Raw genomic sequence first — 26,130 nt, 5'->3', positions numbered from 1 at the left:
TGCCAGCGCGAAGACGCGCGGCGCGTGCAGAGGAGCGTCCTCCACATGGCGGGCGACCTCCAGGACCGCGGCGGCCAGAGCGGCGGTCGGGGCATCGAGAGGGTCCGGCTCCGGAGTCGTCATCGGATCGAGAGGTCCCTTACAGGTTCGGCCTGACAGAATGGGTGGACCGTCGCTGTGCGCGGCGGCACCACACTGTACCCGGAGCCCGGCATCGCTTCCTGCGCAGGCGCAGGAGGCAGGGCCGACTCCGACACCGAGGCACCTGAGGTTATCTGTGAGTTTCTCCGCCCCGTTCGGCGACATGCCACGGCCGCGCCCACGTCCGGCCCCTGATGCCGGCTCGACCGGTCCGAGAAGGATCTCACCGGTGGTGATCACGGTCGGCGTCCTCGTCGCGATGATCGTCCTGCTGGTGATCGCCTCCGAGGTGTGGACCAAATACCTGTGGATGGAGCAGCTCGACTACAGCGCTGTCCTGCTGACCCGCTGGGGCACCCAGGTGGTGCTCTTCCTCCTCGGCTTCGTGCTGTTCGCGGTGCCTCTGTTCTTCAGCCTGCGCCTGGCGTACACCAAGCGTCCGATCTATCCGCCGGTCACCCGTGAGCAGGAGGCCCTCGAGCAGTTCCGTGCGGCGGTGGATCCCCTTCGCCGCGGGCTCACCTACGGTGCCCCCGTCGTGATCGGTGCCTTCGGCGGCCTGGCCCTGTCCCGCCGCTGGCAGGACGTGCAGCTGTTCCTGCACCCGCAGGACTTCGGCCGCACCGATCCCGTCTTCGGCAACGACATCTCCTTCTACGTCTTCACCCTGCCGCTGATCGATCTCCTCGTCGCCTTCGGCCAGTTCGTGCTGCTGGTCGCGATCGTCGGTGCGCTCATCGGCCACTTCATCTACGGGGGCGTCAGCTGGGGGCAGGACAGCGGGCTCGAGGTCACGCAGTCGGCCCGCCGCCACCTCGGCGTGCTCGCCACGATCTACGTGCTGCTGCTGGGCGCCGGCCACTGGTTCCAGCGCTACGACCTGCTCACCGCGGAGCACTCCCGCTTCGAGGGCGCGTCCTACGCGGACGTCAACGCCATCCTCCCCGCCCAGACCATCCTCGCGATCGCCTCGATCGCCGTGGCGGCGCTGTTCGTGGTGTGGATCTTCCGCTCCGACTGGCGCATCCCCGCCATCGGCGCGGGCCTGATGATCCTGTCGACCCTGGTGGTCGGCAACCTCTACCCGTGGGCGATCCAGCAGTTCCAGGTCCAGCCCAATGAGCGCGCGCTGGAGCAGACCTACATCCAGCACAACATCGACGCCACCCGCACCGCGTTCAACCTCGACGACGTCCGCGAGGTCCCGTACACGGCGACCACCGACGCCGAGCCCGGTGCGCTGCGCGAGGACGCCTCGACCACCGCGCAGATCCGCCTGATGGATCCCAACATCATCTCTCCCACGTTCGAACAGCGCGAGGCGAACCGTCGCTACTGGGGCTTCGACGAGGTGCTCAGCGTGGATCGGTACCAGATCGACGGCGAGCTGCAGGACACCGTGATCGGTGTGCGCGAGCTGCGACCGGACAAGTTCGGCCTCTCCGACCGCTCCTGGGTGGACCAGCACATCATCTACACCCACGGCTACGGGACCGCGGCCGCGCACGGGAACCGCCGCAACGCCGACGGCGAGCCCAGCTTCCTGCAGTCCGGTGTGCCGGGCGACGGGGCCTTCGGCGATCACGAGGAGCGCGTCTACTTCGGGCGCTACTCCCCGGACTACTCGATCGTCGGGGCCCCCGAGGGGAGCGAGCCCGAGGAGTTCGACTACCAGCGCGGCGGCACCGACGACGAAGAGGGCGGCGAACAGGTCTACAACACCTTCACCGGAGACGGCGGCCCCTCGGTCGGCGGCTTCTTCCATCAGCTTCTGTACGCGGTCAAGTTCCGTGACCCGAACATCGTGATCTCGAACTACCTCAACGAGGAGTCGCAGATCCTCTACGACCGCGACCCACAGCAGCGCGTCCGCGAGGCCGCACCGTTCCTGTCGCTGGACTCCCAGATGTATCCGGCCGTGGTCGACGACGAGCTGGTGTGGGTGATCGACGGCTACACCACCACCACGGAGTACCCCTACGCGCAGTCGGTGGACCTGGACCAGACCGTCAACGACTCCCAGACCAGTCCCAACGACACCGCGCCCAACCGGGAGCGTTCGGCGAACTACATGCGCAACTCCGTCAAGGCCACCGTCAGCGCCTTCGACGGCTCGGTGACGCTGTACACCTGGGACACCGAGGACCCGATCCTGCAGTCCTGGTCCGAGGTGTTCCCCGAGGCGCTGAAGCCGGCCTCGGACATCAGCGGCGAGCTGATGTCGCACCTGCGATACCCCGCGGACTACTTCAAGGCCCAGCGGGACATCCTCGCGACCTACCACGTCACCGACGCGGACGACTTCTTCACCCAGCAGGACTTCTGGCAGGTGCCTCCGGACCCGACCGTGCCGGCGCCCACCAACCCCGACGGCAGCACCGGCCAGCAGGCCCCGCAGCCGCCGATGTACCTGACCATGCAGATGCCGGACGCGGACTCCCCGCGGTTCATGCTCTCCTCGAGCTTCATCCCCTCCGAGGGGCAGAACGTGCTCACCGGCTACCTCGCGGTGGACTCCGAGACCGGCAACGATTCCGGGAATCCTGCGGACTCCTTCGGGGACATGACGCTGCTGGTGCTGCCTTCCTCGAACCCGGTCAACGGACCCGGTCAGGTGCAGGCGACCTTCAACGCCGAGCCGAACGTGTCCCAGGCGCTGAACCTGCTCAAGTCCGGCAACTCCGAGGTCAAGAACGGCAACCTGCTCACCCTGCCGGTGGGCGGTGGTCTGCTGTACGTCCAGCCCGTCTACCTGCAGTCCTCGCAGGCCGGCGGCGGCACCCAGTATCCGCTGCTGCAGATGGTGCTGGTCTCCTTCGGCGAGAAGATCGGCTTCGCGCCGACCCTCGACGAGGCGCTGGACCTGGTCTTCGGCGGTGACTCCGGCGCTTCCGCCGGCGACGCCGAGGTCATCGATCCCGATGCACCCTCGGGCACGGCCGACGCCGAGACCGGGGAGGGCACCGTCGACGAGGGTGAGGACGAGAGCGCGAGCGAGGGCGAGGACGCCGGCGGCGGGGAGGACGCCCCCGCTGATGACGCCCAGGCCCCGGCTGCCGACGGCTCTGCGCAGGAGCGCCTGGACCAGGCGCTCGAGGACATGGACGCCGCCGTGGTCGAGGCAGAGACCGCCATGGAGGAGGGTGACTGGGCCGCGTACGGCGAGGCCCAGGAGAAGATCGGCGATGCGCTCGAACGGGCCATCTCCGCGAACCAGGAGCTGGGCGGCACCGGAATGCCGGAGCAGCCCTCCGACGGCGGAGAGGGCTGACCCTCGCAGGACGCCACAGCGGGCGCCCGATCGGCTCCGGTCTCGCACCGGAACCGGTCGGGCGTCCTGGTGTTCAGGCAGGTGAACGACCTGTGAACGTGGTCTGGCACACGTTGACCCCCTGTCGAGTGGACTCGGCGGCGGCAGGGGCCTAGAGTTACTGATGTCGCCGCGGGGTGGAGCAGTTCGGTAGCTCGCCGGGCTCATAACCCGGAGGTCGTAGGTTCAAATCCTGCCCCCGCTACGAAGAGAAGACCCCTGGTCAGTGGACACACTGACCGGGGGTCTTTCGTTGCGCTCCCGGACTCTGCGACCGAGATGCGGCGACCGAGGTGGCGCGCAGGGATCAACCGAAGGTCAGCCAGGCCAGGTAGCCGACGAGACCGAACGATATGAGGGAGAAGACCACGGCGAGAGAGCAGGAGACGTAGTAGACCGTCCTGCGTAACGGGCTCGGCTGCTGGGCCATGGAGAACTCCTCGGTGTCGGTGCGTGGGCTCATCCTTCCAGACAGCGATCCTCCGGGGCACGTGGACGGTGCGACTCACCGAGAAGCCTCGCAGAGTCGAAGCCGTCGGCCGACTCTGGCACGATGTCGGCCATGACTGCGCCGTCCCCGTCCACCTCTCGCACGCTCCTGTTCATCGGTGACTCGATCACGGACTGTCATCGCTCCGAGGACCCGGACGGGCTCGGGAGCGGCTACGTCCGGCTGATCGCCGAACACCTCGCCGAGGCAGGCACCGCCGCGACCGTCGTCAACCGTGGGATCGGCGGGCACAAGGTCTCCGACCTGGTGGCGAGGTTCGGGCCCGACTGCCTCGATCTCGGCCCCGACCTGGTCACGGTGTACGTCGGGGTCAACGACTCCTGGCACTACGTCCAGGGCCTCGACCACGTCAGCGAGGAGTCCTTCGAGCAGGACTACCGGTGGATGCTGGGACAGCTCGCCGAGCAGGTGCCGGGGGCTCCGGTGGTCATGGTGCTCCCCTTCGTCGCGGACATCGACGAGGAGGCGGCGCGGATCCACGGAGATCTCGACGGCAAGGTCGCGATCATCCGACGCCTCGCCCAGGAGCACGGTCACGTCCTCGTCGACCTCGAGCAGGTGCTCGCCGACGCACTCGCCTCGGGACTGTCCCCCGCGGAGATCGCCGGGGACGGTGTGCATCCGACTCCCGCGGGGCACCGCCTGATCGCGGACGCCTGGCTCCACGCCACCGGGCTCTGACCGCGTCGCTCCCCGTCCGCGACCGACCGTCCGCGCTCAGCGCAGCGGAGCGGTGACGTCCACGGACAGGAATCCCCGACGGAAGCTGCGAGCGTCGATCACCAGCAGATCCGCGGGCCGCACCGGATTGCGCAGATGCACGTGGCCGCTGCGCGCATCCGCCCCGACCACGGCGAAGACGTGGTTCACGGGCAGCGGTCCCGCGGCGCTCGGCACCCGGCAGCTCAGAGGATGCGTCGAGGCGGTGATCGCGCGCCCCTCGGCCCGCCAGGCGAGGATCTGGGCGGCGCCGGGCAGCCGCAGCAGAGTCCGTCCCCGCTGCCCCAGCAGCAGCTCGAAGCCGAAGCGGGCCATCCCACGCTGGAGGAACAGGTAGTCGCCGGCCACGCGGGCGGCGATCGCCTTCTCGAGCACTCCCACCCAGCCGGGGTTCGCCCCGTCCCGTCGGCCGTACTGGAAGACGCCGCGGTCGTCGACCGGCAGGTGCCGGTCGACCCGGATCGGCTCCGCCGCGCCGGGCAGGCGCACCGTCACGATCCCGCCCTCCTCGGCGGCCAGCAGGCCGCGCAGTCGCTCCGGCGCGGTCTCGTGGACCGCGAGCATGGGGGCCATCAGCCAGCAGTCCCCGAGCCGTCCCTGCCGCGGACGCCGCAGCGCCGACGGGGCCAGCGGCCCACGATCCGGGGCGAGGGCGGTGGACCGCGGCCCGGGCGGCAGGTGACGGACGTCGTCGACGGAGCGTGCGCCCCCGGCGGTGTGCATGGCGCCGACGGCGCCTCCTTCCCCGCGGGACGCATCGCGCGCCCGCCCCGTGGGGGCGAGCGCGCGAAGGGTGCGGCGCCAGGTGCGCACGCGCGGAGCGGGGAGGGCCATCGAGGTCCGCTCCCGTCTCCTCAGAGGTCGACGATCAGTGTGCTTCGGCGGGCACGATCTTCTGCCCGGTGCGCTCCATGACCTCGTGGAACCAGGGCTGGGAGATGTCGAAGGCCTTGTGCCCGGCGACCCGGTCGAACTCGACGGCGCGCAGCACGTTCCCGCGCTCCTCGTCGTGCCCGATCAGTCCCGAGCCGCCCTCGAGGGCGACCTGCACGGCGAGGTCCGTCATCGACTTGATCAGTCGCAGGTCCTCGGCGTTCGCCTTGGCGGAGCGGGAGAAGTATCCCGACTTCTGGACCATGACCTTCTCCGCGCCGAGCTTCTCGGCGAACTGCTTCGCGAACCACTGGCCGGGGTTGATCGTGTCGATCTTCACGTGGCCGAAGGGATCCTTCTCGGGCTCCTCGCCGCGAGCCTGCATCTCCGCGACGATCTCGGGGATCCCGGCGCCCTCGGAGAGGAAGATGTTCACGCAGCCGGCATCGTCCATGACCGCCTTGAGGCGCTCGACCTCGGCGTCGATGTCCAGGGCCAGCTCGGGCAGGAACACCGCGTGCACGTCCCAGCGCTCGGCGCGATGGCCGATGCCCGGCAGCCACTCCTGCTTCGAGTGCCAGTCCTGGTAGTACTCGGCCGCCTGGGCGGTGAGGTAGCCGCACGCCCGGCCCATGATCTCGTGGATGATCAGCATCTTGGGGTTCGAGCCGTGCTCGGCGATGATGTTCTGCGCGAAGATGCTGGTCTGCTCCGCCGCGCTCATCGCACCGAGGGACTGGCGGACCGGCACGATGTCGTTGTCGATCGTCTTCGGCAGGCCCACCACCTGCAGCTCGTGACCGTTCTCGTGCAGGTACGCGGCGAGGTCCGCAGCGGTGGTGTTGGTGTCGTCGCCGCCGATGGTGTGCAGCACGTCCACCCCGTCGGCCTTGAGCTTGTCCGCGGCGACCTCGAGGGCGTTCTCGCCCTCGGCGATCAGACCGCGCTCGACCAGGTCGGCGGTGTTGGTGAGCTTCACCCGGGAGTTGCCGATGGGGGAGCCGCCGAAGTCGTGCAGCAGACCGGCCTTCGCGCGCACCTCGTCGTCCACCACCAGCTTCTCCCCGGAGAGCAGCCCCCAGTAGCCGTGCTTGTAGGCGATGATCTCGACGTCGGGCACCAGCTCGGTGTAGCGCTCGATCAGACCGCCGACGGCGGAGGACAGGCAGGGGGCATAGCCACCGGCGGTCAGGAGGGCGACACGCTTGACGGTCATGGAGAGGGGTTCCCTTCACGGTTCGGGGTCACGACGGATCGAGTCTACCGATCCGGGCCCCCCTGCTCGTGCCGAGCGCTCTGCGGTGGACAGCGCCGGTCGGCCGGGGACGGCTGCGCCTCCCGTCTCCCGCCTCGTCCCCGCCTGGATCTCCGTCCGGCTCCCGCCTCCCGTCCGCGGGGGAGCGACCGGGACGTCGCGCCGCTACCTCTCGGCGAGGGCCTCGAGGATCTCCTCGTGCAGGCGGCCGTTGGTCGCCACCGCGGAGCCCCCGAAGGGGCCGTCCTCGCCTTCCAGCGAGGTGAAGCGCCCACCGGCCTCGGTGACGATCGGCGCCAGTGCGACCATGTCGTGCAGGGCCAGCTCCGGCTCGCACGCGGCGTCGACCGCTCCCTCGGCCACCAGCATGTAGGACCAGAAGTCCCCGTAGGCGCGGGTGCGCCAGAAGCGCTGCATCAGGTTCAGCATCTGCGGAAGACGGTCGCGATCGGCCCAGCCGTGCAGGGACGAGTAGGACAGCGAGGCCTCCTCGAGGGACTCCACGGCGGAGACCTGCAGGCGGGAGGCGCTGCTGATGCGCGTGCCGGTCCAGGCACCGGCGCCCTCCCCGCCCCACCAGCGCCGACCCAGCGAGGGGGCGGAGACCAGCCCGATCACGGGTCGGCCGTCCTCGATCAGTCCGATCAGCGTGCCCCACACCGGCACGCCGCGCACGAAGTTGCTGGTGCCGTCGATGGGGTCGATGACCCACTGGCGCGGGGAGGCCCCCGTGGTGCCGAACTCCTCGCCGATCACCTGATCGCGGGACCGGGAGCGGGACAGCTGCGAGCGCACGAGCTGCTCGGCGGCCCGGTCGGCGTCGGTGACCTCGGTGAGGTCCGGCTTGGTGGAGACCTCGAGGTCCTGCGCCTTGAAGCGCGACATGGTCAGCTGGTCCACGGCGTCGGCGAGCACATGGGCCAGGCGCAGGTCATCGGCGAATCGACTCGACATGCGCCCACACTACGGCGCGGGGGAGCGCTCGGCGGTCAGCGACGCGGACGTCGGCTCGGACTGCTCACGGCTCCCCGTCACAGCTCCCAGGGATCGTTCTTGCGCAGCGCGGTCGCGAGGCGCCGATAGGAGACCAGCCGGGCGGGCCCGGCCGTGCCGGCGCCGCCGGCGGCGACCAGCTCGTCCAGGGCGCAGTCCGGGGCGTCCTCGAGATGCGTGCACCCGCGAGGGCACTGCTCGGCCAGCTCGGCCAGGTCGGCGAACGCCTCCAGCAGCTCCTCGGGATCCACATGGCCCAGTCCGAAGGAGCGCACGCCGGGGGTGTCGATGACCCACCCGTCGTCCTCGGGCAGCGGCATCGCGAGGGCGGAGGACGAGGTGTGCCGCCCTCGCCCGGTGACGTCGTTGACGACGCCGATGGCGCGGTCCGTCCCCGGCACCAGGGCGTTCAGGAGCGTCGACTTGCCCACCCCGGAGTGACCGATGAGCACGCTCACGCGCCCGGCCAGCCGTTCGCGCAGCTCCTCGAGGCCCACGATCGCCTCGTGCGCCTCGTGCGCCTCGTGCGCCTCGTGCCCGTCCTGCGCCTCGTCCTCCGTGTCGCCCGTCGAACCGCGCCGGGTGACCACGTGGTCCAGCCCCAGCGGCGCATAGCTGGTGAGGAACGGCTCGGGGGAGCGCAGATCCGTCTTGGTGAGCACCAGCAGCGCATCGATGCCCGCCACGTAGGCGGCCACCAGGCAGCGGTCGATCATGCCCCCGCGCGGCTCGGGATCCGCGACGGCGGTGACCATCACCATGAGGTCGACGTTGGCGACCAGCGGGCGCTCGGTGGCGTCGTCGTCGTCGGCGCTGCGCCGCAGGAAGGAGCTGCGCTCCTGGATCCGCACGATCCGGGCCAGTGACCCGTCACGACCCGAGACATCGCCGACCAGGCCCACCAGGTCGCCCGGCACGACGGGGGAGCGGCCCAGCTCCCGCGCCCGCATCGCGATGACGGTGCGCTGCTCGGGCGTCCCCTCGCCGAGCACCGTCCGCCAGCGCCCACGGTCCACGGAGACCACGCGGGCGATCACGGCGTCCTCGTGCTTCGGGCGCTCCTTCGTGCGGGGCCGCGATCCGCGCCGGTTGGGCCGGACGCGGACGTCGCTCTCGTCGTACTCGCGGGCGGAGCGCCTCACTCCTCCTCCTGCCCCGGCTCCGGGTGCAGCATCGACAGCCACATCCCCACGAAGTCGGGGAGCGTCTTCTGCGTGGTGCCGATGTCCACCACGCACAGGTCCGGCACCCGCAGCCCGATGATCGCGCCCGCGGTCGCCATGCGGTGGTCCTCGTAGCTCTCGAACACCTCGCCGTGCAGCGGCCCGGGATGGATCTCGAGCCCGTCCTCGACCTCGACGGTGCGGGCGCCGATCTTGGTCAGCTCCGTGGCCAGTGCTCGCAGCCGGTCGGTCTCGTGGCCGCGCAGGTGCGCGATGCCGTGCAGACGGGAGGGGGAGTCGGCCAGCGCGCACAGGGCGGCGACCGTCGGCACCAGCTCGCCCATGGTGGACATGTCGGCGTCGATCCCGCGGATCTGCCCGGTGCCGCGCACGCAGATCGTCTCCTCCTCGCGCCACACCTCACCCCCCATCCGGGCCAGCAGCTCGCGGTAGGCATCGCCGGGCTGGGTGGTGGTCTCGGGCCAGTCGTCCACCGCGATGGTGCCCTCGGTGGCCATCGCGGCCGCCAGGAACGGCCCCGCGTTGGACAGATCGGGCTCCACCACGACCTGCACCGGTCGGATCGGGGCACGGGTGACGGTCCAGCTGTGGCGTCCGTGCTCGTCCACCTGGTGGGAGGTCTCCACCCCGGCGCGGCGGAGGGTCTCGGCAGTCATCTCGATATGGGGCAGCGAGGGGAGGGTCTCGCCGACGTGGACCAGCTCGACATCCTGGTCGGCCCGGGCCGCGACCAGCAGCACGTTGGAGACGAACTGGCTCGAGGCCGAGGCATCGATCTCGATCCGCCCGCCGCGCAGGCGGCCCGTGCCGTGGACGGTCAGGGGGAGGTGGCCGGGCTCGCCGTGCTCGGTGACCTCCACGCCCTGCTGGCGCAGCGCCTCGATCACCGCGTCCATCGGCCTCTGCAGCGCGGCGTCGTCCCCGATGAAGCGGACGTCGCCGTGATGCAGAGCCGCGAGCATCGGGACGAAGCGCATCACCGTCCCGGCCAGTCCGGTGTGGATCTCGACGGGCTCGGCGGGGTGCTCGGCCGGCGGGGGCAGCGGCGTCACGTGCAGGGCCCCGTCCTGCACCTCGAGCACCGCCCCGAGGCGCTCGAGCGCATCACGCATCAATCGGGTGTCACGGGAGACCAGCGCACCGCGCAGCACGGAGGGCTCGTCGGCCGCGGCGGCCAGCAGCATCCAACGAGCGGTCAGGGACTTCGAGCCCGGGACCCGCACCAGGGCGTCGACCGGCCGGTCGGCGACCGGTGCGTTCCACAGCACCTCGGAGGTCATCAGGTCAGCCGCGCTGGTCGGCGAGCTGCTTCTGTGCGGTCTCCACCGCGCTCTTCGCCCTCTTCTCGAGGGAGCCGGCCTTCTTCTCGATCTGACGCTGCTTCGCGGCCGCCTTCTTCTGGCTGCGCTCGATGAACTTGTTCGCGCGGTAGCCGAGCGAGGGGCGGCCGTCGTGGTCGACCACGGCCAGCAGCACGCCGCCGAGCAGACCCGCGTCGGTGAGGATCGACTGGACCTCCTGCGTGAGCTCCTCGCCGCGCAGCTCCCAGACCTTCTTGCGGCCCGCCCAACCGATCGACGTGGTCAGCAGCAGCGTCGCCGCAGCTGCGCGGGGGTAGCGATTGGTGGCGTACAGGACGCCGGCGCCGGCGGCGATCGCACCGGTGGCGCGGACCACGCCGCGCACGTCCAGGAAGTCGGGCGCGGAGCTCTTGGCGAGGGCGGAGTCGACCGCGTCGAAGGCCTCCGGGGAGACGTCGATCTCCCGCTCGGGGTGCAGTGCGGTGCGCACGCCCTCGAAGATGAAGGGGGCGGCGAGCAGGGGTCGTGCGATGCGGCGGACCAGGGCCATGGTGTCCTCACGTTCTCGACGGGTGTCAGCATGTCCGGTGACCCCCGTGTCGGGCAGGTCACCGGCGACCAGACTACCGCCCGGGGAACAATCGGCACGTCCGTCTCGTTGCACAGGGCGGCGCGGCATCACCGCCACGCCGTGACGACGAGACGCCGGCCGGGGCCGGGGAGCGGAGGCAGCGCATGGCGGCAGCAGTGCTGGAGCAGGCTCCGCCCTGTCCCGGTGGCGTAGGTTTGAGGGCGATGACGCAGACACACCCCACCCCGAGCCCCGACGCGGGCACGCCGGAGCCGCACCGTGAGCCGGTCGATCCGGCGACCGTCGGTCCCGACGGCGAGGCCGGCGCAGCCGCGCCGACCGGCACCGAGGGCTTCGACTTCGAGTCCGAGGCGCTCTCGCACCTTGACTCGCTCTACGGCGGTGCGCTGCGGATGACCCGCAACCCGCACGACGCCGAGGACCTGGTCCAGGAGACCTTCGTGAAGGCGTTCCGGGCGCGGGACCGGTTCACCCCGGGCACGAACATGCGGGCGTGGCTGTACCGGATCATGACCAACAGCTACATCTCGATCTACCGCAAGCAGCAGCGCCGTCCCAAGGAGGCGTGGTCCGAGACGGTCGAGGACTGGCAGCTGGCCGAGGTCGCCGGGCACACCAGCGAGGGCCTGCGCTCGGCGGAGACCGAGGCGCTCGACCACCTTCCCGACTCGGCGGTGAAGGATGCGCTGGGCGAGCTGCGCGAGGACTACCGCATGGCCGTCTACCTCGCGGACGTCGAGGGCTTCGCCTACAAGGAGATCGCCGAGATCATGGACACCCCGATCGGGACCGTCATGTCCCGGCTCCATCGGGGACGGCGACAGCTGCGGGAGATGCTCTCGGACTACGCCTACCGCAGCGGCTTCCTGCGCGGGGGCTCGGCAGCTGCCGGCGCCGAGGCCCGGCAGAGCACCGGGACGACGACGGACCGGGAGGAGGAACGATGAACCAGGACGAGGGCACCCCGCAGCGTGACCTGCGCTATGGGCTCGAGGAGGCTCTGGACGGCGAGCTGCCGCGCGAGATGGTCGAGCGGATGCAGCGCCACACCAGCGACTGCCCCGAGTGCGCCGACGAGTGGGAGCAGATGCGCCGGATCAAGGAGCTGGTGCGTCGCAGCTGTGCGGACCGTGCACCCTCCGAGCTGCGCGAGCGCATCGCCGTGCAGTGCCGCACCGTGTCGGTGACGCGGACCGAGGCGGACGGCAGCACCGTCCGCGTCACCAGGACCACCACCACCCGGCGCACCTACCCCGGCTCCTGAACGGGCGCGCCCGCGGCGCCGGCCCCAGCCAGGGCACCATGCCGCGCCTGTGCACGACGAAGGGCTCCTCCCTGCAGGGAGGAGCCCTTCGTCGTGTCGCGCTCGGCGACCTCACGGTCAGCAGTTGGGGCGCTTGCCGTGATTCGCGCCGTTCTTACGGCGAGCCTTGCGCTTGCGTCCTCGCTTGCTCATCACGATCTCCTTCCTTCGGCCCGGATGACCAGTCGATTGTGCCACACCGCCCTGGGGCCGGCGCCGTCGCGAGCACGGGGTGGACGGGGCTGAGTCCGAGGTCACGTGCCCGGGACCGGGGTGCGGCGCAGGGCTCAGGAGGAGGTGCCCAGCCAGGAGCCGAATCCGCCGTGCAGGACGAGCCACGCCATCAGCCCGTAGCCGGTCTGCCCGGGATGGTCGCCGGAGGAGCGCGCCAGATCGGTCTCCCACTGGTCGTGGCCGACCAGGCCGCCGACGGTGTCGACGTAGGGCACCCGACGGCGTGAGCAGACGTCCTCGAACGCACCGGAGAGCTCTCGCACCGCGGTCGTCGTGCCCGCGTCGCGGCTCGGGGCGGGTCCCACCACGAAGGCCGGGATCCGCAGCCGCTCGAGACCGTCGAGGATCTTGGCCAGGTTCAGGCGCGAACGGGCCAGGGAGATGCCCGCCTCGACGTCGGCACGACCCATGGCCAGCACCACCCGGTGGTCGACGGAGCCGTCGGCCTGCCCCTGCTGCGAGAAGCGACGGTGGACGTCCGCGTCCCAGCGCTCGGCGAGCTCGGCGGAGGTCTCCCCGGGCAGCGCGGCGCTGAAGACGTCGATGCGGCTGTCCGCCCCCTGCTCGCTGGCCACGGCGCGCCCGAGCCACCCCAGCGCCCGAGCGTCACCGATCCCGGCGAGGAGCTCGTCTCCGAGCGCGATGATCCGGATCCGGGAATCCGGACTCGGGGCGTGCGTCATGGGCACTGTGTGCACCGGGACCTCCTGGCACGGGGACGGGGGACGTCAACTCTAACGGCGCCGCGCATCCCGGGCGAACCCGGGATGCGCGGCGATGATCAGGCCTCGAAGGCCCGGTCCACCAGATCCTCCTGCTCGATCTTGTGGGTGGCGTTGGAGCCGGTGGCCGGGGAGGCGGAGGCATGGCGGGCCACGACCCGCAGGGTCCGACCCACCTCGATGGCGAAGTGCATGGCCATGAAGCTCCACGAGCCCTGGTTCTGCGGCTCCTCCTGGACCCACACCAGCTGCGCGTCCGGGTAGCTCTCCAGCGCCGCCTTCAGCTCGTCGGCGGGCAGCGGGTAGAGCTGCTCGACGCGGACGATCGCGACGTCGCTCGCCTCGGTCTTCTCGCGGCGGGCGAGCAGGTCCCAGTACACCTTGCCGGAGCTGATCAGCACTCGGCGCACTCCGGCGGGGTCCACGGTGGTGTCCGGCAGGACCGGCTGGAAGGTCCCGGAGGTGAACTCCTCGACCTGGCTCACGGCGGCCTTGTTGCGCAGCATCGACTTCGGGGTGAAGACGATCAGCGGCTTCTTCGGCTCGGTCAGAGCCTGCCTGCGCAGCAGGTGGAAGTAGCTCGCGGGGGTGGAGGGGACCGCCACGCGCATGTTCTCCTCGGCGCACATCTGCAGGAAGCGCTCGATGCGCGCGGAGGAGTGATCCGGTCCCTGGCCCTCGTAGCCGTGGGGGAGCAGCAGCACCACGCTCGCCTTCTGGCCCCACTTCTGCTCGGAGGCGGAGATGAACTCGTCGATGATGGTCTGCGCGCCGTTGACGAAGTCGCCGAACTGCGCCTCCCACAGCACCAGCGACTGCGGGCTCTCCACCGAGTAGCCGTACTCGAAGCCCAGCGCCGCGAACTCCGAGAGCGAGGAGTCGTAGACGTTGAAGCGGGCCTGGTCGTCGGAGAGGTAGGACAGCGGGGTCCAGGTGTCGCCGTTCTCGTGGTCGATCAGCACGCTGTGACGCTGCACGAAGGTGCCGCGGCGGGAGTCCTGGCCGGCCAGGCGCACCCGGTGGCCCTCCATGAGGAGCGAGCCGAAGGCGATCAGCTCGCTGAAGGCCCAGTCGATGTTCCCGGAGGTCGCCATCTGGGTGCGGCGCTCGAGCACCGTCCTCAGCTTGGGATGCACGGTGAAGGAGTCGGGGACGTCGGAGAACGCCTCCCCGATCCGATCCATCACGGAGGGATCGACCGCGGTCACGGCCTGCTCGGGACCGGAGGGTCCCTGCTGGGAGTCGGGCAGCTCCAGGCCCTGCACGTTCTTCTCCTGCTCGGCCTCGGCGGGGGCCGCATCCCCACGGGTGGCGGCGAACGCCTCGTCCAGGTGCTCCTGGAAGTTGCGCACCAGCCCCTCGGTCTCCTCCTCCGTGAGGTCTCCCCGCTCGATGAGCGCCTCGGTGTACTGCTTGCGGGTCGAGGGCTTCTCGTTGATCAGCTTGTACATCTCCGGCTGCGTCATCGAGGGGTCGTCGCCCTCGTTGTGGCCGCGGCGGCGGTAGCAGACCATGTCGATGACCACGTCGCGATGGAACTTCTGGCGGAACTCGAAGGCGATCTCCGCGACCCGCACGCACGCCTCCGGGTCGTCGCCGTTGACGTGGAAGATCGGCAGCTGCGTCGACTTCGCGACGTCCGTCGAGTAGAACGAGGAGCGCGAGGAGTCCGGCAGCGTCGTGAAGCCGATCTGGTTGTTGATGATCACGTGGATCGTGCCGCCGGTGCGGTAGCCGCGCAGCTCGGAGAGGTTCAGGGTCTCGGTGACCACGCCCTGTCCGGCGAAGGCGGCGTCGCCGTGGACGAGCACCGGCAGCACCGGGAAGTCCTCGGGGCGCTCGAGGCGGTCCTGCTTGGCGCGGACGATGCCCTCGAGCACCGGGTTGACGGCCTCGAGGTGGGAGGGATTCGCGGCGAGGTAGACCTTGGTGGACTTGCCGTCGTGCGAGGTGTAGGTGCCCTCGGTGCCCAGGTGGTACTTGACGTCGCCCGAGCCGAGCTTCTTGCCGAAGTTGCCCTCGAATTCCTGGAAGATCTGGCCGTAGCTCTTGCCGGCGAGGTTCGAGAGCACGTTGAGACGACCCCGGTGGGACATGCCGATCGCGACCTCGTCGAGCTCCTCGTGGGCGGCGCCGTGCAGCACCGCGTCGAGCATCGGGATGACGGCCTCGCCGCCCTCGAGCGAGAAGCGCTTCTGACCAACGAACTTCGTCTGCAGGAAGGTCTCGAACGCCTCGGCGGCGTTGAGCCGGTCCATGATGTGGGTGAGCTCGGCCTTGTCGAAGGGCTTGCGCGGCGTCTCCATCTTCTGCTGGATCCAGTCGCGCTCCTCCGGATCGGAGATGTGCATGTACTCGACGCCGATGGTGCGGCAGTAGGCGTCGCGCAGCACGCCGAGGATGTCCCTCAGGGGCAGCGCGTCCTTGCCGCCGAGCCCGCGGGTGGGGAAGGTCCGGTCGAGGTCCCAGAGGGTCAGGCCGTAGGTCTCGACGTCGAGATCCGGGTGATGGCGCACCTTGTACTGCAGCGGATCGGTGTCCGCCATCAGGTGCCCGCGCACGCGGTAGGCGTGGATCATGTCCATCACCCGGGCGAGCCGCTCGGAGTGGGTGTGCTTCAGGGGGTTGTCCGGCACCCAGCGCACCGGCTGGTAGGGCAGGCGCAGCGAGGCGAAGACCCGGTCGTAGAAGCCGTCCTTGCCCAGCAGCTTGTCGCCCATCTTCTTCAGGAACTCGCCGGAGGCGGCGCCCTGGATGATGCGATGGTCGTAGGTCGAGGTCAGGGTCATGACCTTCGAGATCGCCAGGTCGGCCAGGGTCTGGGAGCTGGCACCCTGGAACTGCGCGGGGTAGTCCATCGCGCCGACGCCGACGATCACGCCCTGGCCCTGCATGAGCCGGGGGATCGAGTGGACGGTGCCGATCCCGCCGGGATTGGTCAGCGACACGGTGGTGTGCGAGAAGTCGTCCATCGTGAGCTTGCCCGCGCGGGCCTTCCTCACGACCTCCTCGTACGCCTTCCAGAACCCGTGGAAGTCGAAGCGCTGGGCGGCCTTGATGTTGGGGACCACGAGGCCGCGCGATCCGTCCGGGCGCGGCATGTCGATGGCGAGGCCGAAGTTCACGTCCTCCCGCTTGAGCAGGAGGGGCTTGTCCTTCTCGTCGACGTCGAAGCCGTTGTTCAGATCCGGGACCTCGGTGATCGCCTCGATCATCGCCCAGCCGATGAGGTGGGTGAAGGACACCTTGCCGGCGCGGTGGCGCTGGAGGTGGTTGTTGATGACGATGCGGTTGTCGAACAGAAGCTTCACCGGCACGTCGCGCACCGAGGTGGCGGTGGGGACGGCGAGCGACTCGCCCATGTTGCGGACCACGGCGGCGGCCGGACCGCGCAGCTTGACCGCCTCGGGCTCCCTCAGCTCCACCGCCGGGATCTGCGCCGTCGTGGTGGGGACCTTCGCGGGGCGGTCGGAGGTGGTCGAGACGGCCGGCGCCCTGCCGGAGGAGGAGCTCCCGGCGGCGTCGGCGGAGCCCTTCGAGGAGCCGCTCTTCGAGGAACCGTTCTTCCCGGACCCGGAGGAGCTCTTCGCGGGAGCGGAGCTCTCCTTCTCGGGAGCAGGGGAGTCCTTCTCGGGGTCGGCGTTCACGGCAGAGGATTCCTTCGCGGGCTGGGAGTCGGCGGCAGGGGCGTCGGCCGACGAGGGGGAGGGGGAGGAGGCGGTGGAGGTCCCGTCATCCGCGGGCGTCGCCGTCGACGTCGCGGGGGGAGCCGTGGATGCCTCGGAGGAGGACGAGGAGGACGAGGAGGACGAGGAGGACGAGGAGGACGAGGAGGACGAGGAGGATGAGGCGGCCGAGGAGGCCTCGGAGGTCACCGCGCCGTCGGCGGAGAAGAACTCCGCCCAGCTGGGGTCGACGCTCCCAGGGTCCTCGCGCCACTGCTCGCGGAGTGCGTCCACGAGCCACTGATTCGGGCCGAACTCCGTGGAGTCGGAGTCCTGTGTCTGCTGTGACACTCTGAGATCGCCAGCCTTCTCACGGTCGAGAGATACGGAATGACCACAGCCTAGCGGCAGGACGTTCCGGGCGTGGGCGCTCGCCCGCGCCTCGACCTGTGAAGATGTCGTGAGGTGGGGGACGTCACGCCGAGCTCGGGGCCCCCGGCAGCACCACTCGGATGAGGGAGGAGCGCCCCGACTGCGCGTGCTCGCTGCGAGGGTCGTCCAGCACTTCGATGGTGCCCCCGTGCAGGCCCACGGCCCAGCGTGCGATCGCGAGCCCGAGTCCGGTGCCTCCGGAGGTGTCGGCGTAGCCGCCGCGCTGGAACCTCTCGAACACCCGCGAGCGGTCCTCGCGGGCGATTCCCGGCCCCTCGTCGTGCACGTCGATGCGCACCCCCTCGCCCTCCGCCGTGCTCGAGGCGGAGATGTGGATGCGCCCTCCCTGCGGGGAGTGACGGGCGGCGTTCTCGAGCAGGTTGTGGATGACCTGCTGGAGACGGGCGGCATCCGCGGGCACGGACAGGTCGGGGGGATCGACCTCGACGATCCAGCGCACGTCCCGGCCCCCGGAGGACAGCGCCGCGGCGTCGACCACCTCGTGGAGGAAGGGGGTGAGCTCGACCGGCTCGAGGTCCAGCTCGATCACTCCGGCGTCGAGCCTCGAGAGGTCCAGCAGATGGTCCACCAGCTGGGAGAGCCGCTCGGTCTCGGTGAGTGCGACCTCGAGAGCCGCCGGGTCCGGCTCGGTGACCCCGTCCACCAGGTTCTCGAGCTGGGCGCGCAGCCCGGCCACCGGGGTCCGCAGCTCATGGGAGACGTTCGCGACGAGGTCGCGGCGCATCCGGTCGGTCTGCTCGAGCTCGGAGGCCATGGTCGAGAAGGCCGACGCCAGCTGGCCCACCTCGTCCCGGCTGCTCGTGCGCACCGGGCGGCCGTAGTCTCCGCGGGCCATCGCGCGCGCGGCGCCGGTCATCTCCCGCAGAGGGGAGGTCATGCCGCGCGCCAGCAGCTGGGTGAAGACCAGCGCCGCGATCACGACCAGGGGCAGCGCCAGCAGCGGCTCGACGCCGGCCCGGATGCTCACCTGCGTCAGCAGGGCGGCGACCGCGACGCTCGCGGCGACCAGGATCCCGAGCTTGACCTTGAAGGAGCGGAAGCGGTCCAGCGGCCGGACATCGAGACGTTCGGGGACGCGCCGACGCGCCCCGGCCTGGCTGGCCGGGGAGGAGCTCACGAGTCCTCGGTCGGCAGGTTCGGGGTGGGCATCGAGGAGATCTCCGTCCCGTCAGGGACGGAGCCGTCGGTCTCCTCGTCGGGGTCCTCCGGGATCTCCAGCGCGTAGCCCACGCCGTGGACGGTGCGCACGAGGTCCGCGCCGAGCTTGCGGCGCAGAGCCTTGACGTGGGAGTCGACGGTGCGGGTGCCGGTCGCGTCCACCCAGTCCCAGACGTCGGCCAGCAGCTGCTCGCGCGTGAGCACGGTGCCGGGGGCGTTGGCGAGGCACAGCAGCAGGTCGAACTCGGTGGGTGTGAGGTGGGCCGGGACGCCCGCGCGCATCACCCGGCGACCCGCGCGGTCGATCAGCAGGTCACCGATCTGGAGCGCCTCCTGCTTCTCGGCCTCGCTGGGCGCGGGGACGCCCGTGCGCCGCACCCGTCGCAGCAGCGCCTTGAGGCGGGCGACCAGCTCGCGGATGGAGAAGGGCTTGGTCATGTAGTCGTCCGCCCCCACCCCCAGACCGACCAGCATGTCGGTCTCGTCGTCCCGGGCGGTGAGCATGAGCACCGGCACCGGCTCGTCGGCCTGGATGCGCCGGCACACCTCGAGGCCGTCGAAGCCGGGGAGCATCACGTCCAGGACCACGACGTCGGGACGGACCTCCGCGACCGTGCGCACGCCGGACGGGCCGTCGAGCGCGGTGGCGACCTCCCAGCCCTCGGCGGTGAGCCGGTCGGCGATCGCGCGGGTGATCGTCAGCTCGTCCTCGATCACCACCACGCGCACGGGCGGGGTGCCGGGGACTGCGTTCTGGTCCGGAGTCGACATGGCGCCACTCTAGACGTCGGTTCCTGGATCCTCCGGCGGCATGCCGTGGCCCGCCGCGGCGTCCGTGGGCGCGGCGGATGTGATCTGCGAGTCGTCCCCCGCCCCTCGGGCGTGACCTGGACCCCGCTGACGGGGCGCGCTCGTCAAGACCGAGCAACCTTTTGGGCAACTCGGCAAAAACTTGGCAATGACCCGGTGTGTGCCCTCGTCGTGCCTGGTGGCAGGCACATAGGTTGATCCAGGTTGTTCGGCGACGCGTACTTCCCCTGTCCTGCGTCGCGCTAGGACAGACGCATGGACGAGAACTACGCAGTCGCAATGGAAGAGGTCAGAACGTGGCGAATCATCGCTCTGGAGGACGTGCCGTCGTGCGCAAGCACCGCGCCGTCGGAGGCACCCACCGCGACTCCGCCGTCACCTCCGGTGCGCTGAAGGTCGGCGTCCTGGGCGTCCTCGCCACCGCGACGATCGCCGCCCCGCTCGCCGCCGCCGCGGCGGGTGTCGACGAGTCCGTCCCGCAGGGCGAGACTCTCGCCCAGGCCCAGCCCGCCGCGGCTCCGCAGCCGGCGGCCGCCCCCGCCCCCGTCGCGCTCCCGGCCGCCGAGGTCACGGACGAGGCCGAGCAGGCGTCCGAGACCCGCACCGACGACGACGCGAGCCGCTCGGAGGAGCGCACCTCGCCCGGCGACGCGAAGGACGCCGACGAGGCCGACGCGAAGGACGCCGACGCGAAGGGTGACGAGCAGGCCGAGGTCAACGAGCTCGAGGTCTCCGTCGAGGAGCCCGAGCCCGCTCCCGCCGCCGAGGGCGCGGAGAGCGCGGACGGCGAGGCCGCGCCCGCCGGCTCCTCCTCCGGCTACCTGCGCCCGGTCAGCGGACCCATCACCTCCGGCTTCGGCGGGCGCGTCCACCCCGTCCTCGGCTACTTCAAGGGGCACGACGGCGTGGACTTCGGCGCCGCCTGCGGCACCCCTGTGGCCGCCGCGCAGTCCGGCACCGTCGTCGCCGTCGAGTACAACAGCGCCTCCGGCAATCGGGTGAAGGTCGACCACGGCAACGGGGTCATCACCGGCTACTACCACCTGCAGAGCTTCAACACCTCGGTGGGCGCGACCGTCTCCCAGGGCGACACCGTCGGCTACGTCGGCACCACCGGCCGCTCCACCGGCTGCCACCTGCACTTCGCGAAGATGGACGAGGCGGGCAACTACTCCGACCCGATGTCGATCCTGCGGTGACGAGCTCGCGGACCCCGGTCGTCCTCGGGGTCGAGTCCTCCTGCGACGAGACGGGGTTCGGCCTCGTCTCCGAGGGCGTGCTGCTCGGGCAGGGCCTCGCCTCGAGCGCCTCGCAGCACGCCCAGTTCGGGGGAGTGGTCCCCGAGATCGCCGCACGCGCCCACCTCGAGGCCGTCGTCCCCACCCTGCGGATCGCCCTCGACGACGCCGGGGTGGCGCTTCCGGACATCACCCACGTCGCAGTCACCTCCGGTCCCGGGCTGGCCACCGCCGTCCACGTCGGCCTCGCCGCCGCGAAGTCGATCGCCTGGTCGCTGGACACGCCGCTCTACGGCGTCCACCACCTCGCCGGCCACGCCGCCGCCGACACCCTCGAGCACGGCCCGCTCCCCGACCGCAGCATCGTGCTGATCGTCTCGGGCGGCCACACCTCGATCCTCGCCGTGGGAGACCTCGTGCAGGACCCGATCGAGCATCTCGGGGACACTCTCGACGACGCCGCCGGAGAGGCCTTCGACAAGGTCTCCCGCCTGCTGGGTCTCGGCTACCCGGGCGGTCCGGCCATCTCCCGTGCGGCAGCGGACGGCGACCCCGCCGCCTTCACGTTCCCGCGTGCCATGCTGCGTCCCGGCGATGCGCCGTACACCTTCTCCTTCTCGGGACTCAAGACCGCCGTGGCCCGCACCGTGGAGACCCTCGAGCGGGCCGGCGAGCCGGTCCCCGTCGCGGACATCGCCGCCTCCTTCGAGCAGGCCGTGGTGGACGTGCTGGTCACCAAGGCGCTGCGCGCGGTGCGCGAGCGATCGCTGGACACGCTGGTGATCGTCGGCGGCGTCGCCGCCAACGCGAGGCTGCGCGAGCAGGCGCAGCGGAGGTGCGACGAGGCGGGCATCGCGCTGCGGGTCCCCCCGCCGCGGCTGTGCACGGACAACGGAGCGATGATCGCCGCGGTCGGTGACCTGCTGGTGCGCTCCGGCGCCGGGCCCAGCGGCCTGGGCATCGCGGCGGACCCCTCGGCAGTCCTCCACGGGGCTCAGCTGCCGCTGCCGCGGTGAGGTCCCGCTCACACCGGGCGTCCGCTCGCCCGTCGGGGGCGACCACCGCGCCGAGGTGTTGCTAGACTTCCGTGGTCGGCCCGCGTAGCTCAGTGGATAGAGCGTCTGCCTCCGGAGCAGAAGGTCGTAGGTTCGAATCCTGTCGCGGGCACCAATTACGAGGAAGCCCCTGGTCCACTGACCAGGGGTTTTCTCGTTCCTGCACGACACGTTCAACTTTCAATGGACTGTTACTACTGCTCTGTGGCCACACTCTGGCCATGCGAGCCACCGAGAGCCGCTTCTAGGGACGCTCCCAACTCGTCGATCTCGTCGTCATAGAGGTGGCCGTACCGGTCGATGGTCGTCGCGATCTCCCGATGACCGAGCACCTTCTGAAGCACATAGATGTCAGCACCGGATCGGCGGACCAAAGAGGCGTAGGTGTGACGCAGATCGTGCAACCTGACACGGCCAAGACCCAACGCATCGAGAGCAGCCTTCCACCCGGCATCACGCCGCCAGTTGTTCGGATTGAACCGAGCACCACGACGCGGACCCAACACCAACGGCGCATACGGGTGACGGTCCTCCTCGGGACGCTCAGCGATTCGCCGCTCAATGACCGACCTCGCTGCACCGATCACCGGAACGGTTCGCTTCCCTGCTTCCGTCTTCGGCTCACCAACCACAGCGCCACCACGAGGCCAGGAGACCGCCCGAATCACCGACAGACGCGACCGGGCAGCGTTATAGTCCCGAACCTCCAGACCTGCAAGCTCCCCAACCCTCAGGCCGGTGAAGGCCAGCAGCTCGACAACATCCCCATGCAAAGGGCCGATCTGAGCCGCAAGCGCCTGCACCTCCTCAACACTCAAAGCGCGCTGAGCGGTCTCAGGAGGCCGAGGAGACGGCATAGACACCGTGGCAGGCACAACCTCGTAGCCCAGCGACCGCGCATGCTTCACAGCCCCCTTCACAGCGTTCACAGCCTGCCGAGCCACATACGGACTCAACGACTCCACTGCCTCCCTAACTACCTCTGGAGTCAGACGATCCACCCGGACGGTAGCAATGCAGGCCAGTCGATCCGCCGCAGAAGCATTAACCACAGCAGTCTTCGACCGCCACCGATCTGCGTTGACCTCCTGCCAGAACCCCAGCGCCATGCCGAGCGTGAGGCGATCACCGGCACCACGAGGCCGACCCGCAGCACCCATCGCCTCAACCTTGGCACGGTACGCCCGAGCCTCACGCTGAGTTCCGAATGACCGGCTCCGCAGCTTCCCGGCAACGTCGTACCAGCGCACCTGCCACGACACACCCGAACGCAACTCACGCCGCCTCACCGATGCCATCACTGACCCCGCTTCTGCTCGATCCAGGCCACCACATCCGCCTTCGCCCAGACACGCTTACGGGGCGAGAGCTGGATATGCGGAGGACCGAACGCTGACCGACCACGATCCGCATCAGCAGCCCAGTTAGCCAGCGTCGACTTCGGCACCCGAGTAATCTCCGAGACTTCCTCGACGGTCAACAGCTCCGGTACTTCAACACGCACCACCGTCACAGCAGACCACCTCCTGTACTGTCGCCTACGGCGGGGCCACCCGGCAAAATACTCGTTCCTCGCATTTCACCGGCTATCGAGGAATGTCGCGCCACTAAAACGATGTCCAGAGACGACTCAGCCCTATGAAGCAACCGTTCGACTCGCACACGGTCGTCCTCCTCAACACATGCAGCCACCCACTCCCGCAGCGCAGCCACAACGTCACCCGCTTCCAAGTGCGTCAACGGGCAATAGTCATAATTTGATTCAGGCAGCAACACGATGCTTCACCCTTTCCAGATAAGTTTCGTAACTCGTGTAGTCGGCCCTGTAACGACGTTGACCGAAACCTGGGCGCTCAATGAGTCCCTGACCCGGCTCGAACGCCGCGACGATAGGTGCCCACTCTGTGCCGTTGTCGTGGAGCATCGAGACCGCATCCGCGTTGTCCACGCGCAAGGTATGACGGACACCAAAATTAGAGCGGCTATCGGTATCGAGTGCCTTTGAGGACAATCGCTGCCCCAGGAGAATGACCCGAATCCCAGATTTCGCGCCCTCAGCGACCAAACGGCCGACAGCAGCCTCGATCTTCGGGCCTACCCGCTCCGCTGCCTTACGGTTCTCAGCAGCGTCCTCAGATACAGCAGCCCTACTGATGCCAGGCCACTCCTCCAGCACGGTGACGAGGCACGGCAGCTCCGAGGAGAAGTCACCAGCATCGAGCTTGTCCTTACCATCAGCAGCCAGCTGCAATGTTCGCCGGTCCATTTCCGAGACAATGCCGGTCAATACGTCGAGAAAGTGCCTGTAGATCGGAGAATCGCCCGCATTCCCGGGGACACCAATGCGCCGGTTCCCCGCAGAGACAAATGGCCCGAGCAGAACGCCGGTCGGATCCAGGCCGCACACTTCCACATCCTCGCGGGCAGCGATCCCGGAAAGACGGGTGTACTCCTGAATGGACTTCCCGCTCCTCGTCATGCCTTGGACAGCCGTATGAGTCGCGTCGAACGGATCCCACATCACATCCTCGCCACGTTCATCGAGTCCGATTTGGACCGGAGAACGATCACCAGTCGGCTCCCGCGACGACCGTGAACCCGACAACGGGTCAGACCACAGCAGCCGGAAGATGGTGTGAGGCCCATCCACCTCTGAACGCAGGATCAGCGACCATGCACCAGTCAGTTCCTTGAACGTCTGGGCGAATCTCTGAACAGAATCAACTGAACCTACGTCCTCCGCCGTTGTACCCGCCTTACCACGCCGAACGCGCAACGTCATCGACGTAGTTGTTACCGACCAGGCCACGAGGCGAGGCGTATCGAAATAGCGCTCCGCGCGCTCCGCCCTAACAAGACCAGCGAGGAACAGCCCATACCGGACAAGACCGGTCCATGCGTCGTCGTCATCCTCAGTCAAATTCGGATTGCGCTCCAACCGTGCACGGCGCACTTCGTCCTCCGACTGCCCGTGGCCACTCCTCCAGGCGATATAGGGCCAGAGCGTCGAGATGCGAACCGCTGCCGATGCGACGTGCCACGGGACCCCAGTCAGCAACTTGACGTACAGGATGTGAACCACGGTCCGCATGGGCAGCGCTGCGAAGGCCCCAATCACCCAGAGCACCCATAGAAGTAAAGACAACGCAGAGGAGTCCACCAGACCAACGATGATCCCGGTGACCACCGCCGCAACCAGGCCGCGAGCCGCCCACGCGATCCACCGTGCAACTCGACGTAAACTGATCATGGTGCATCACCTCGGGCCGCTTGAAACTGCTCAGAGTGATGAACCTCCGGCGAGGGGCAGGCATGCTTACCAGGCTGAAGACCTGCCCCTCGCTCCTGAGATACCTGCATCCGTCTACGGGCACCGCCTCGGCGCGATCCCAGCGCGAACATGGACCACAACGCACCAATGACCGTTGCGCCAGCGATAAACCCTACGATCACGCAGTCCCACGCCCAGGGGGAGTTGAACAGCGTCATCAAGAGCTGATGCCCCGACGAACCTCCGGGAAGCATCGTCACTCACGACCCTTCGCGCTCTCCTGCTGCGGAGCTGCCTGGACCTTACTGGTAGTTCCCACAGGCTCCACCTCAGAAGCGCTCAGCGACACGCCGGATCGACCGCCTTCCATGGACCAGGCCATTGCAAGGAGCCCCTTAGGGAACCGAACTTCAGTGAACACCGGGATAGTCGGAGGGCTTGAAGTCGCCAGCTTGATCTTCGCCGTCGTGCCTTCGGCATTCTCGTCTGCCGGTTTGACGTAGCACTGAATCTCGTACACTGGGGTGTTATTTCGGTCGACACGCTGCACTCCATCTCTGTCGACTCTCGGGGCCGGGCCTTCAGTTAGGAAGAAGGCGCCTGTGCCTGCTTGATCCAGCATGAATCGGTTAAGCATTGTTACTCCTTAGAAAGATGTTTCGATCAGTCGGAACACATTCGTGTGCGATCCAGGGGCGACAACTCGCACCTGCTCCAGGTCTCCCGCAAGGAGAAGGTTCTGCACCGCCTCGACCGCGTCTACGCGCCTCATATCGCAGCCGCGCGCTAGAGCGCTGAGATTCACGGCTGTGAACTCCTCGGCATTGACATCGCTCCACATCTTCAGTTCGTCCAGAACCTTTGTCTCGTTCACTTGCCCTCCTCCGTTTCGGCAGCGATAGAGAGGAATTCCTCTGAGTAGCCTGCATAGTTGACTGGACGGCCTTCACGCACGACTTGCACCTTGATGACGCCGAATGCTGACAACCGATCCAGGCTATTGCGGGTCGTGATCCGCGACAGGCCGGATTCCCTTGCAATCTGGCTGAGATTTATCGCAGTCATATCTCCGGATGCGAGTAAGTAACCGGCCAGCACGTTCAGCAATCTCGTAGCTTGTCCCTCAACTGGCAGCGAGTCGTGTTTCTTCTCAAATTGCCGCAGGGTTCTCCATGCGGTGCCTACTGAAAGTCTCTTGGATTCCATCGGCTCAAACCTTTCGCTAGGTGGCGATCGCCCCCTATTGAGTGACGATGGTTCCACCGTAGCCAACTGGTACGAACCTTGTCAATAGGTACGATGCATATGATCCTTAGGGGTAGGAGCGTATCGGAGGGCCAG

The 26,130-nt window shown here is 69.0% G+C and carries 23 protein-coding genes and 2 tRNA genes; 8 read left to right on the top strand and 17 right to left on the bottom strand.

Translation table 11 applies throughout. The annotated features are described in order from the left end of the window. The first annotated feature begins 304 nt into the window (after positions 1-304). Together ACT3SP_RS15745 and ACT3SP_RS15740 are read left to right on the top strand one after the other, a co-directional pair. A complete protein-coding gene (locus tag ACT3SP_RS15745) occupies positions 305-3,412 on the top strand; it encodes a UPF0182 family membrane protein (RefSeq protein WP_444588250.1) in 3,108 nt (1,035 codons plus the stop codon). A gap of 170 nt (positions 3,413-3,582) precedes the next feature. Then, a tRNA-Met gene (locus tag ACT3SP_RS15740) sits at positions 3,583-3,656 on the top strand. A gap of 102 nt (positions 3,657-3,758) precedes the next feature. Here the strand turns inward: ACT3SP_RS15740 and ACT3SP_RS15735 are convergent. Then, complete coding sequence (locus tag ACT3SP_RS15735; protein WP_444588247.1) at positions 3,759-3,914, bottom strand: hypothetical protein; 156 nt, start codon at positions 3,912-3,914, stop codon at positions 3,759-3,761. A 99-nt stretch (positions 3,915-4,013) separates the two neighbouring features. On the opposite strand from ACT3SP_RS15735, the gene ACT3SP_RS15730 reads away from it, so the two are divergent. Beyond that, the gene (locus ACT3SP_RS15730) at positions 4,014-4,643 is read left to right on the top strand and encodes an SGNH/GDSL hydrolase family protein (protein WP_444588246.1); all 630 of its coding nucleotides are present in this window, start codon (positions 4,014-4,016) and stop codon (positions 4,641-4,643) included. A gap of 36 nt (positions 4,644-4,679) precedes the next feature. On the opposite strand, the gene ACT3SP_RS15725 is transcribed toward ACT3SP_RS15730, so the two are convergent. The 6 genes from ACT3SP_RS15725 to ACT3SP_RS15700 form a co-directional block, all read right to left on the bottom strand. Next, the gene (locus ACT3SP_RS15725) at positions 4,680-5,405 is read right to left on the bottom strand and encodes a C2 family cysteine protease (RefSeq protein WP_444588245.1); all 726 of its coding nucleotides are present in this window, start codon (positions 5,403-5,405) and stop codon (positions 4,680-4,682) included. 145 nt (positions 5,406-5,550) lie between these two features. Further along, positions 5,551-6,771: a pyrophosphate--fructose-6-phosphate 1-phosphotransferase gene (locus tag ACT3SP_RS15720; protein WP_444588244.1), complete on the bottom strand. Its 1,221-nt coding sequence runs from the start codon at positions 6,769-6,771 to the stop codon at positions 5,551-5,553. A 204-nt stretch (positions 6,772-6,975) separates the two neighbouring features. After that, entirely contained in the window at positions 6,976-7,764 is a 789-nt protein-coding gene (hisN, locus tag ACT3SP_RS15715) for a histidinol-phosphatase (protein WP_444588243.1), read from the bottom strand. A gap of 77 nt (positions 7,765-7,841) precedes the next feature. Further along, entirely contained in the window at positions 7,842-8,945 is a 1,104-nt protein-coding gene (gene rsgA / locus ACT3SP_RS15710) for a ribosome small subunit-dependent GTPase A (RefSeq protein ID WP_444588242.1), read from the bottom strand. Beyond that, the gene (gene aroA / locus ACT3SP_RS15705) at positions 8,942-10,267 is read right to left on the bottom strand and encodes a 3-phosphoshikimate 1-carboxyvinyltransferase (RefSeq protein WP_444588241.1); all 1,326 of its coding nucleotides are present in this window, start codon (positions 10,265-10,267) and stop codon (positions 8,942-8,944) included. Before aroA ends, rsgA begins: the two co-directional genes overlap by 4 nt. Positions 10,268-10,271: 4 nt before the next feature. Next, complete coding sequence (locus ACT3SP_RS15700) at positions 10,272-10,838, bottom strand: hypothetical protein (RefSeq protein WP_444588240.1); 567 nt, start codon at positions 10,836-10,838, stop codon at positions 10,272-10,274. Positions 10,839-11,083: 245 nt separating this feature from the next. Between ACT3SP_RS15700 and ACT3SP_RS15695 the strand changes: the two genes are divergently transcribed. Together ACT3SP_RS15695 and rsrA are read left to right on the top strand one after the other, a co-directional pair. Next, positions 11,084-11,827: a sigma-70 family RNA polymerase sigma factor gene (locus ACT3SP_RS15695; RefSeq protein ID WP_444588239.1), complete on the top strand. Its 744-nt coding sequence runs from the start codon at positions 11,084-11,086 to the stop codon at positions 11,825-11,827. After that, positions 11,824-12,144: a mycothiol system anti-sigma-R factor gene (gene rsrA, locus ACT3SP_RS15690; protein ID WP_444588238.1), complete on the top strand. Its 321-nt coding sequence runs from the start codon at positions 11,824-11,826 to the stop codon at positions 12,142-12,144. Before ACT3SP_RS15695 ends, rsrA begins: the two co-directional genes overlap by 4 nt. A gap of 117 nt (positions 12,145-12,261) precedes the next feature. Here the strand turns inward: rsrA and ACT3SP_RS15685 are convergent, their stop codons facing one another. The 5 genes from ACT3SP_RS15685 to ACT3SP_RS15665 all read right to left on the bottom strand — a co-directional run bounded on the left by ACT3SP_RS15685 (position 12,262) and on the right by ACT3SP_RS15665 (position 19,186). Continuing rightward, positions 12,262-12,336 carry a 50S ribosomal protein bL37 gene (locus tag ACT3SP_RS15685; protein WP_370540782.1) on the bottom strand — a complete coding sequence of 25 codons (75 nt, stop codon included), beginning with the start codon at positions 12,334-12,336 and terminating at the stop codon, positions 12,262-12,264. A 134-nt stretch (positions 12,337-12,470) separates the two neighbouring features. After that, entirely contained in the window at positions 12,471-13,100 is a 630-nt protein-coding gene (locus ACT3SP_RS15680; RefSeq protein WP_444588237.1) for a GDSL-type esterase/lipase family protein, read from the bottom strand. A gap of 98 nt (positions 13,101-13,198) precedes the next feature. Beyond that, positions 13,199-17,155, bottom strand: a complete 3,957-nt coding sequence (locus tag ACT3SP_RS15675) for a multifunctional oxoglutarate decarboxylase/oxoglutarate dehydrogenase thiamine pyrophosphate-binding subunit/dihydrolipoyllysine-residue succinyltransferase subunit (protein WP_444588236.1) — start codon at positions 17,153-17,155, stop codon at positions 13,199-13,201. A 124-nt stretch (positions 17,156-17,279) separates the two neighbouring features. Beyond that, positions 17,280-18,374 (bottom strand): HAMP domain-containing sensor histidine kinase, encoded by a 1,095-nt coding sequence (locus tag ACT3SP_RS15670; protein ID WP_444588235.1) that lies wholly within the window; start codon positions 18,372-18,374, stop codon positions 17,280-17,282. Next, the gene (locus ACT3SP_RS15665) at positions 18,371-19,186 is read right to left on the bottom strand and encodes a response regulator transcription factor (RefSeq protein ID WP_444588234.1); all 816 of its coding nucleotides are present in this window, start codon (positions 19,184-19,186) and stop codon (positions 18,371-18,373) included. Before ACT3SP_RS15665 ends, ACT3SP_RS15670 begins: the two co-directional genes overlap by 4 nt. Before the next feature lie 368 nt (positions 19,187-19,554). Between ACT3SP_RS15665 and ACT3SP_RS15660 the strand changes: the two genes are divergently transcribed. From ACT3SP_RS15660 to ACT3SP_RS15650, 3 genes are all read left to right on the top strand, one after another. After that, positions 19,555-20,424: a M23 family metallopeptidase gene (locus tag ACT3SP_RS15660; protein ID WP_444588233.1), complete on the top strand. Its 870-nt coding sequence runs from the start codon at positions 19,555-19,557 to the stop codon at positions 20,422-20,424. Continuing rightward, the gene (gene tsaD, locus ACT3SP_RS15655; protein ID WP_444588232.1) at positions 20,421-21,479 is read left to right on the top strand and encodes a tRNA (adenosine(37)-N6)-threonylcarbamoyltransferase complex transferase subunit TsaD; all 1,059 of its coding nucleotides are present in this window, start codon (positions 20,421-20,423) and stop codon (positions 21,477-21,479) included. The genes ACT3SP_RS15660 and tsaD overlap by 4 nt, the downstream gene beginning before the upstream one ends. 78 nt (positions 21,480-21,557) lie before the next feature. After that, a tRNA-Arg gene (locus ACT3SP_RS15650) sits at positions 21,558-21,633 on the top strand. 79 nt (positions 21,634-21,712) lie between these two features. Here ACT3SP_RS15650 and ACT3SP_RS15645 read toward each other — a convergent pair. From ACT3SP_RS15645 to ACT3SP_RS15625, 5 genes are all read right to left on the bottom strand, one after another. After that, entirely contained in the window at positions 21,713-22,627 is a 915-nt protein-coding gene (locus ACT3SP_RS15645; protein WP_444588231.1) for a tyrosine-type recombinase/integrase, read from the bottom strand. Between the two features lie 188 nt (positions 22,628-22,815). Beyond that, a complete protein-coding gene (locus tag ACT3SP_RS15640) occupies positions 22,816-23,022 on the bottom strand; it encodes a helix-turn-helix transcriptional regulator (RefSeq protein WP_444588249.1) in 207 nt (68 codons plus the stop codon). Positions 23,023-23,280: 258 nt separating this feature from the next. Beyond that, positions 23,281-24,768, bottom strand: coding sequence for a hypothetical protein (locus ACT3SP_RS15635; RefSeq protein ID WP_444588230.1), 1,488 nt, complete (start codon positions 24,766-24,768; stop codon positions 23,281-23,283). A gap of 667 nt (positions 24,769-25,435) precedes the next feature. Beyond that, complete coding sequence (locus tag ACT3SP_RS15630) at positions 25,436-25,663, bottom strand: hypothetical protein (RefSeq protein WP_198392985.1); 228 nt, start codon at positions 25,661-25,663, stop codon at positions 25,436-25,438. After that, positions 25,660-25,995: a hypothetical protein gene (locus ACT3SP_RS15625; RefSeq protein ID WP_198392986.1), complete on the bottom strand. Its 336-nt coding sequence runs from the start codon at positions 25,993-25,995 to the stop codon at positions 25,660-25,662. Before ACT3SP_RS15625 ends, ACT3SP_RS15630 begins: the two co-directional genes overlap by 4 nt. Positions 25,996-26,130: the final 135 nt, after the last annotated feature.

Origin of the sequence: Brachybacterium sp. AOP43-C2-M15 (assembly GCF_052446295.1) — a bacterium.
In the GTDB taxonomy this organism is placed as follows: Bacteria; Actinomycetota; Actinomycetes; order Actinomycetales; family Dermabacteraceae; genus Brachybacterium.
The sequence above is the reverse complement of the archived record's forward strand: the minus strand, read 5'-3'. Positions and strand labels throughout refer to the sequence as shown.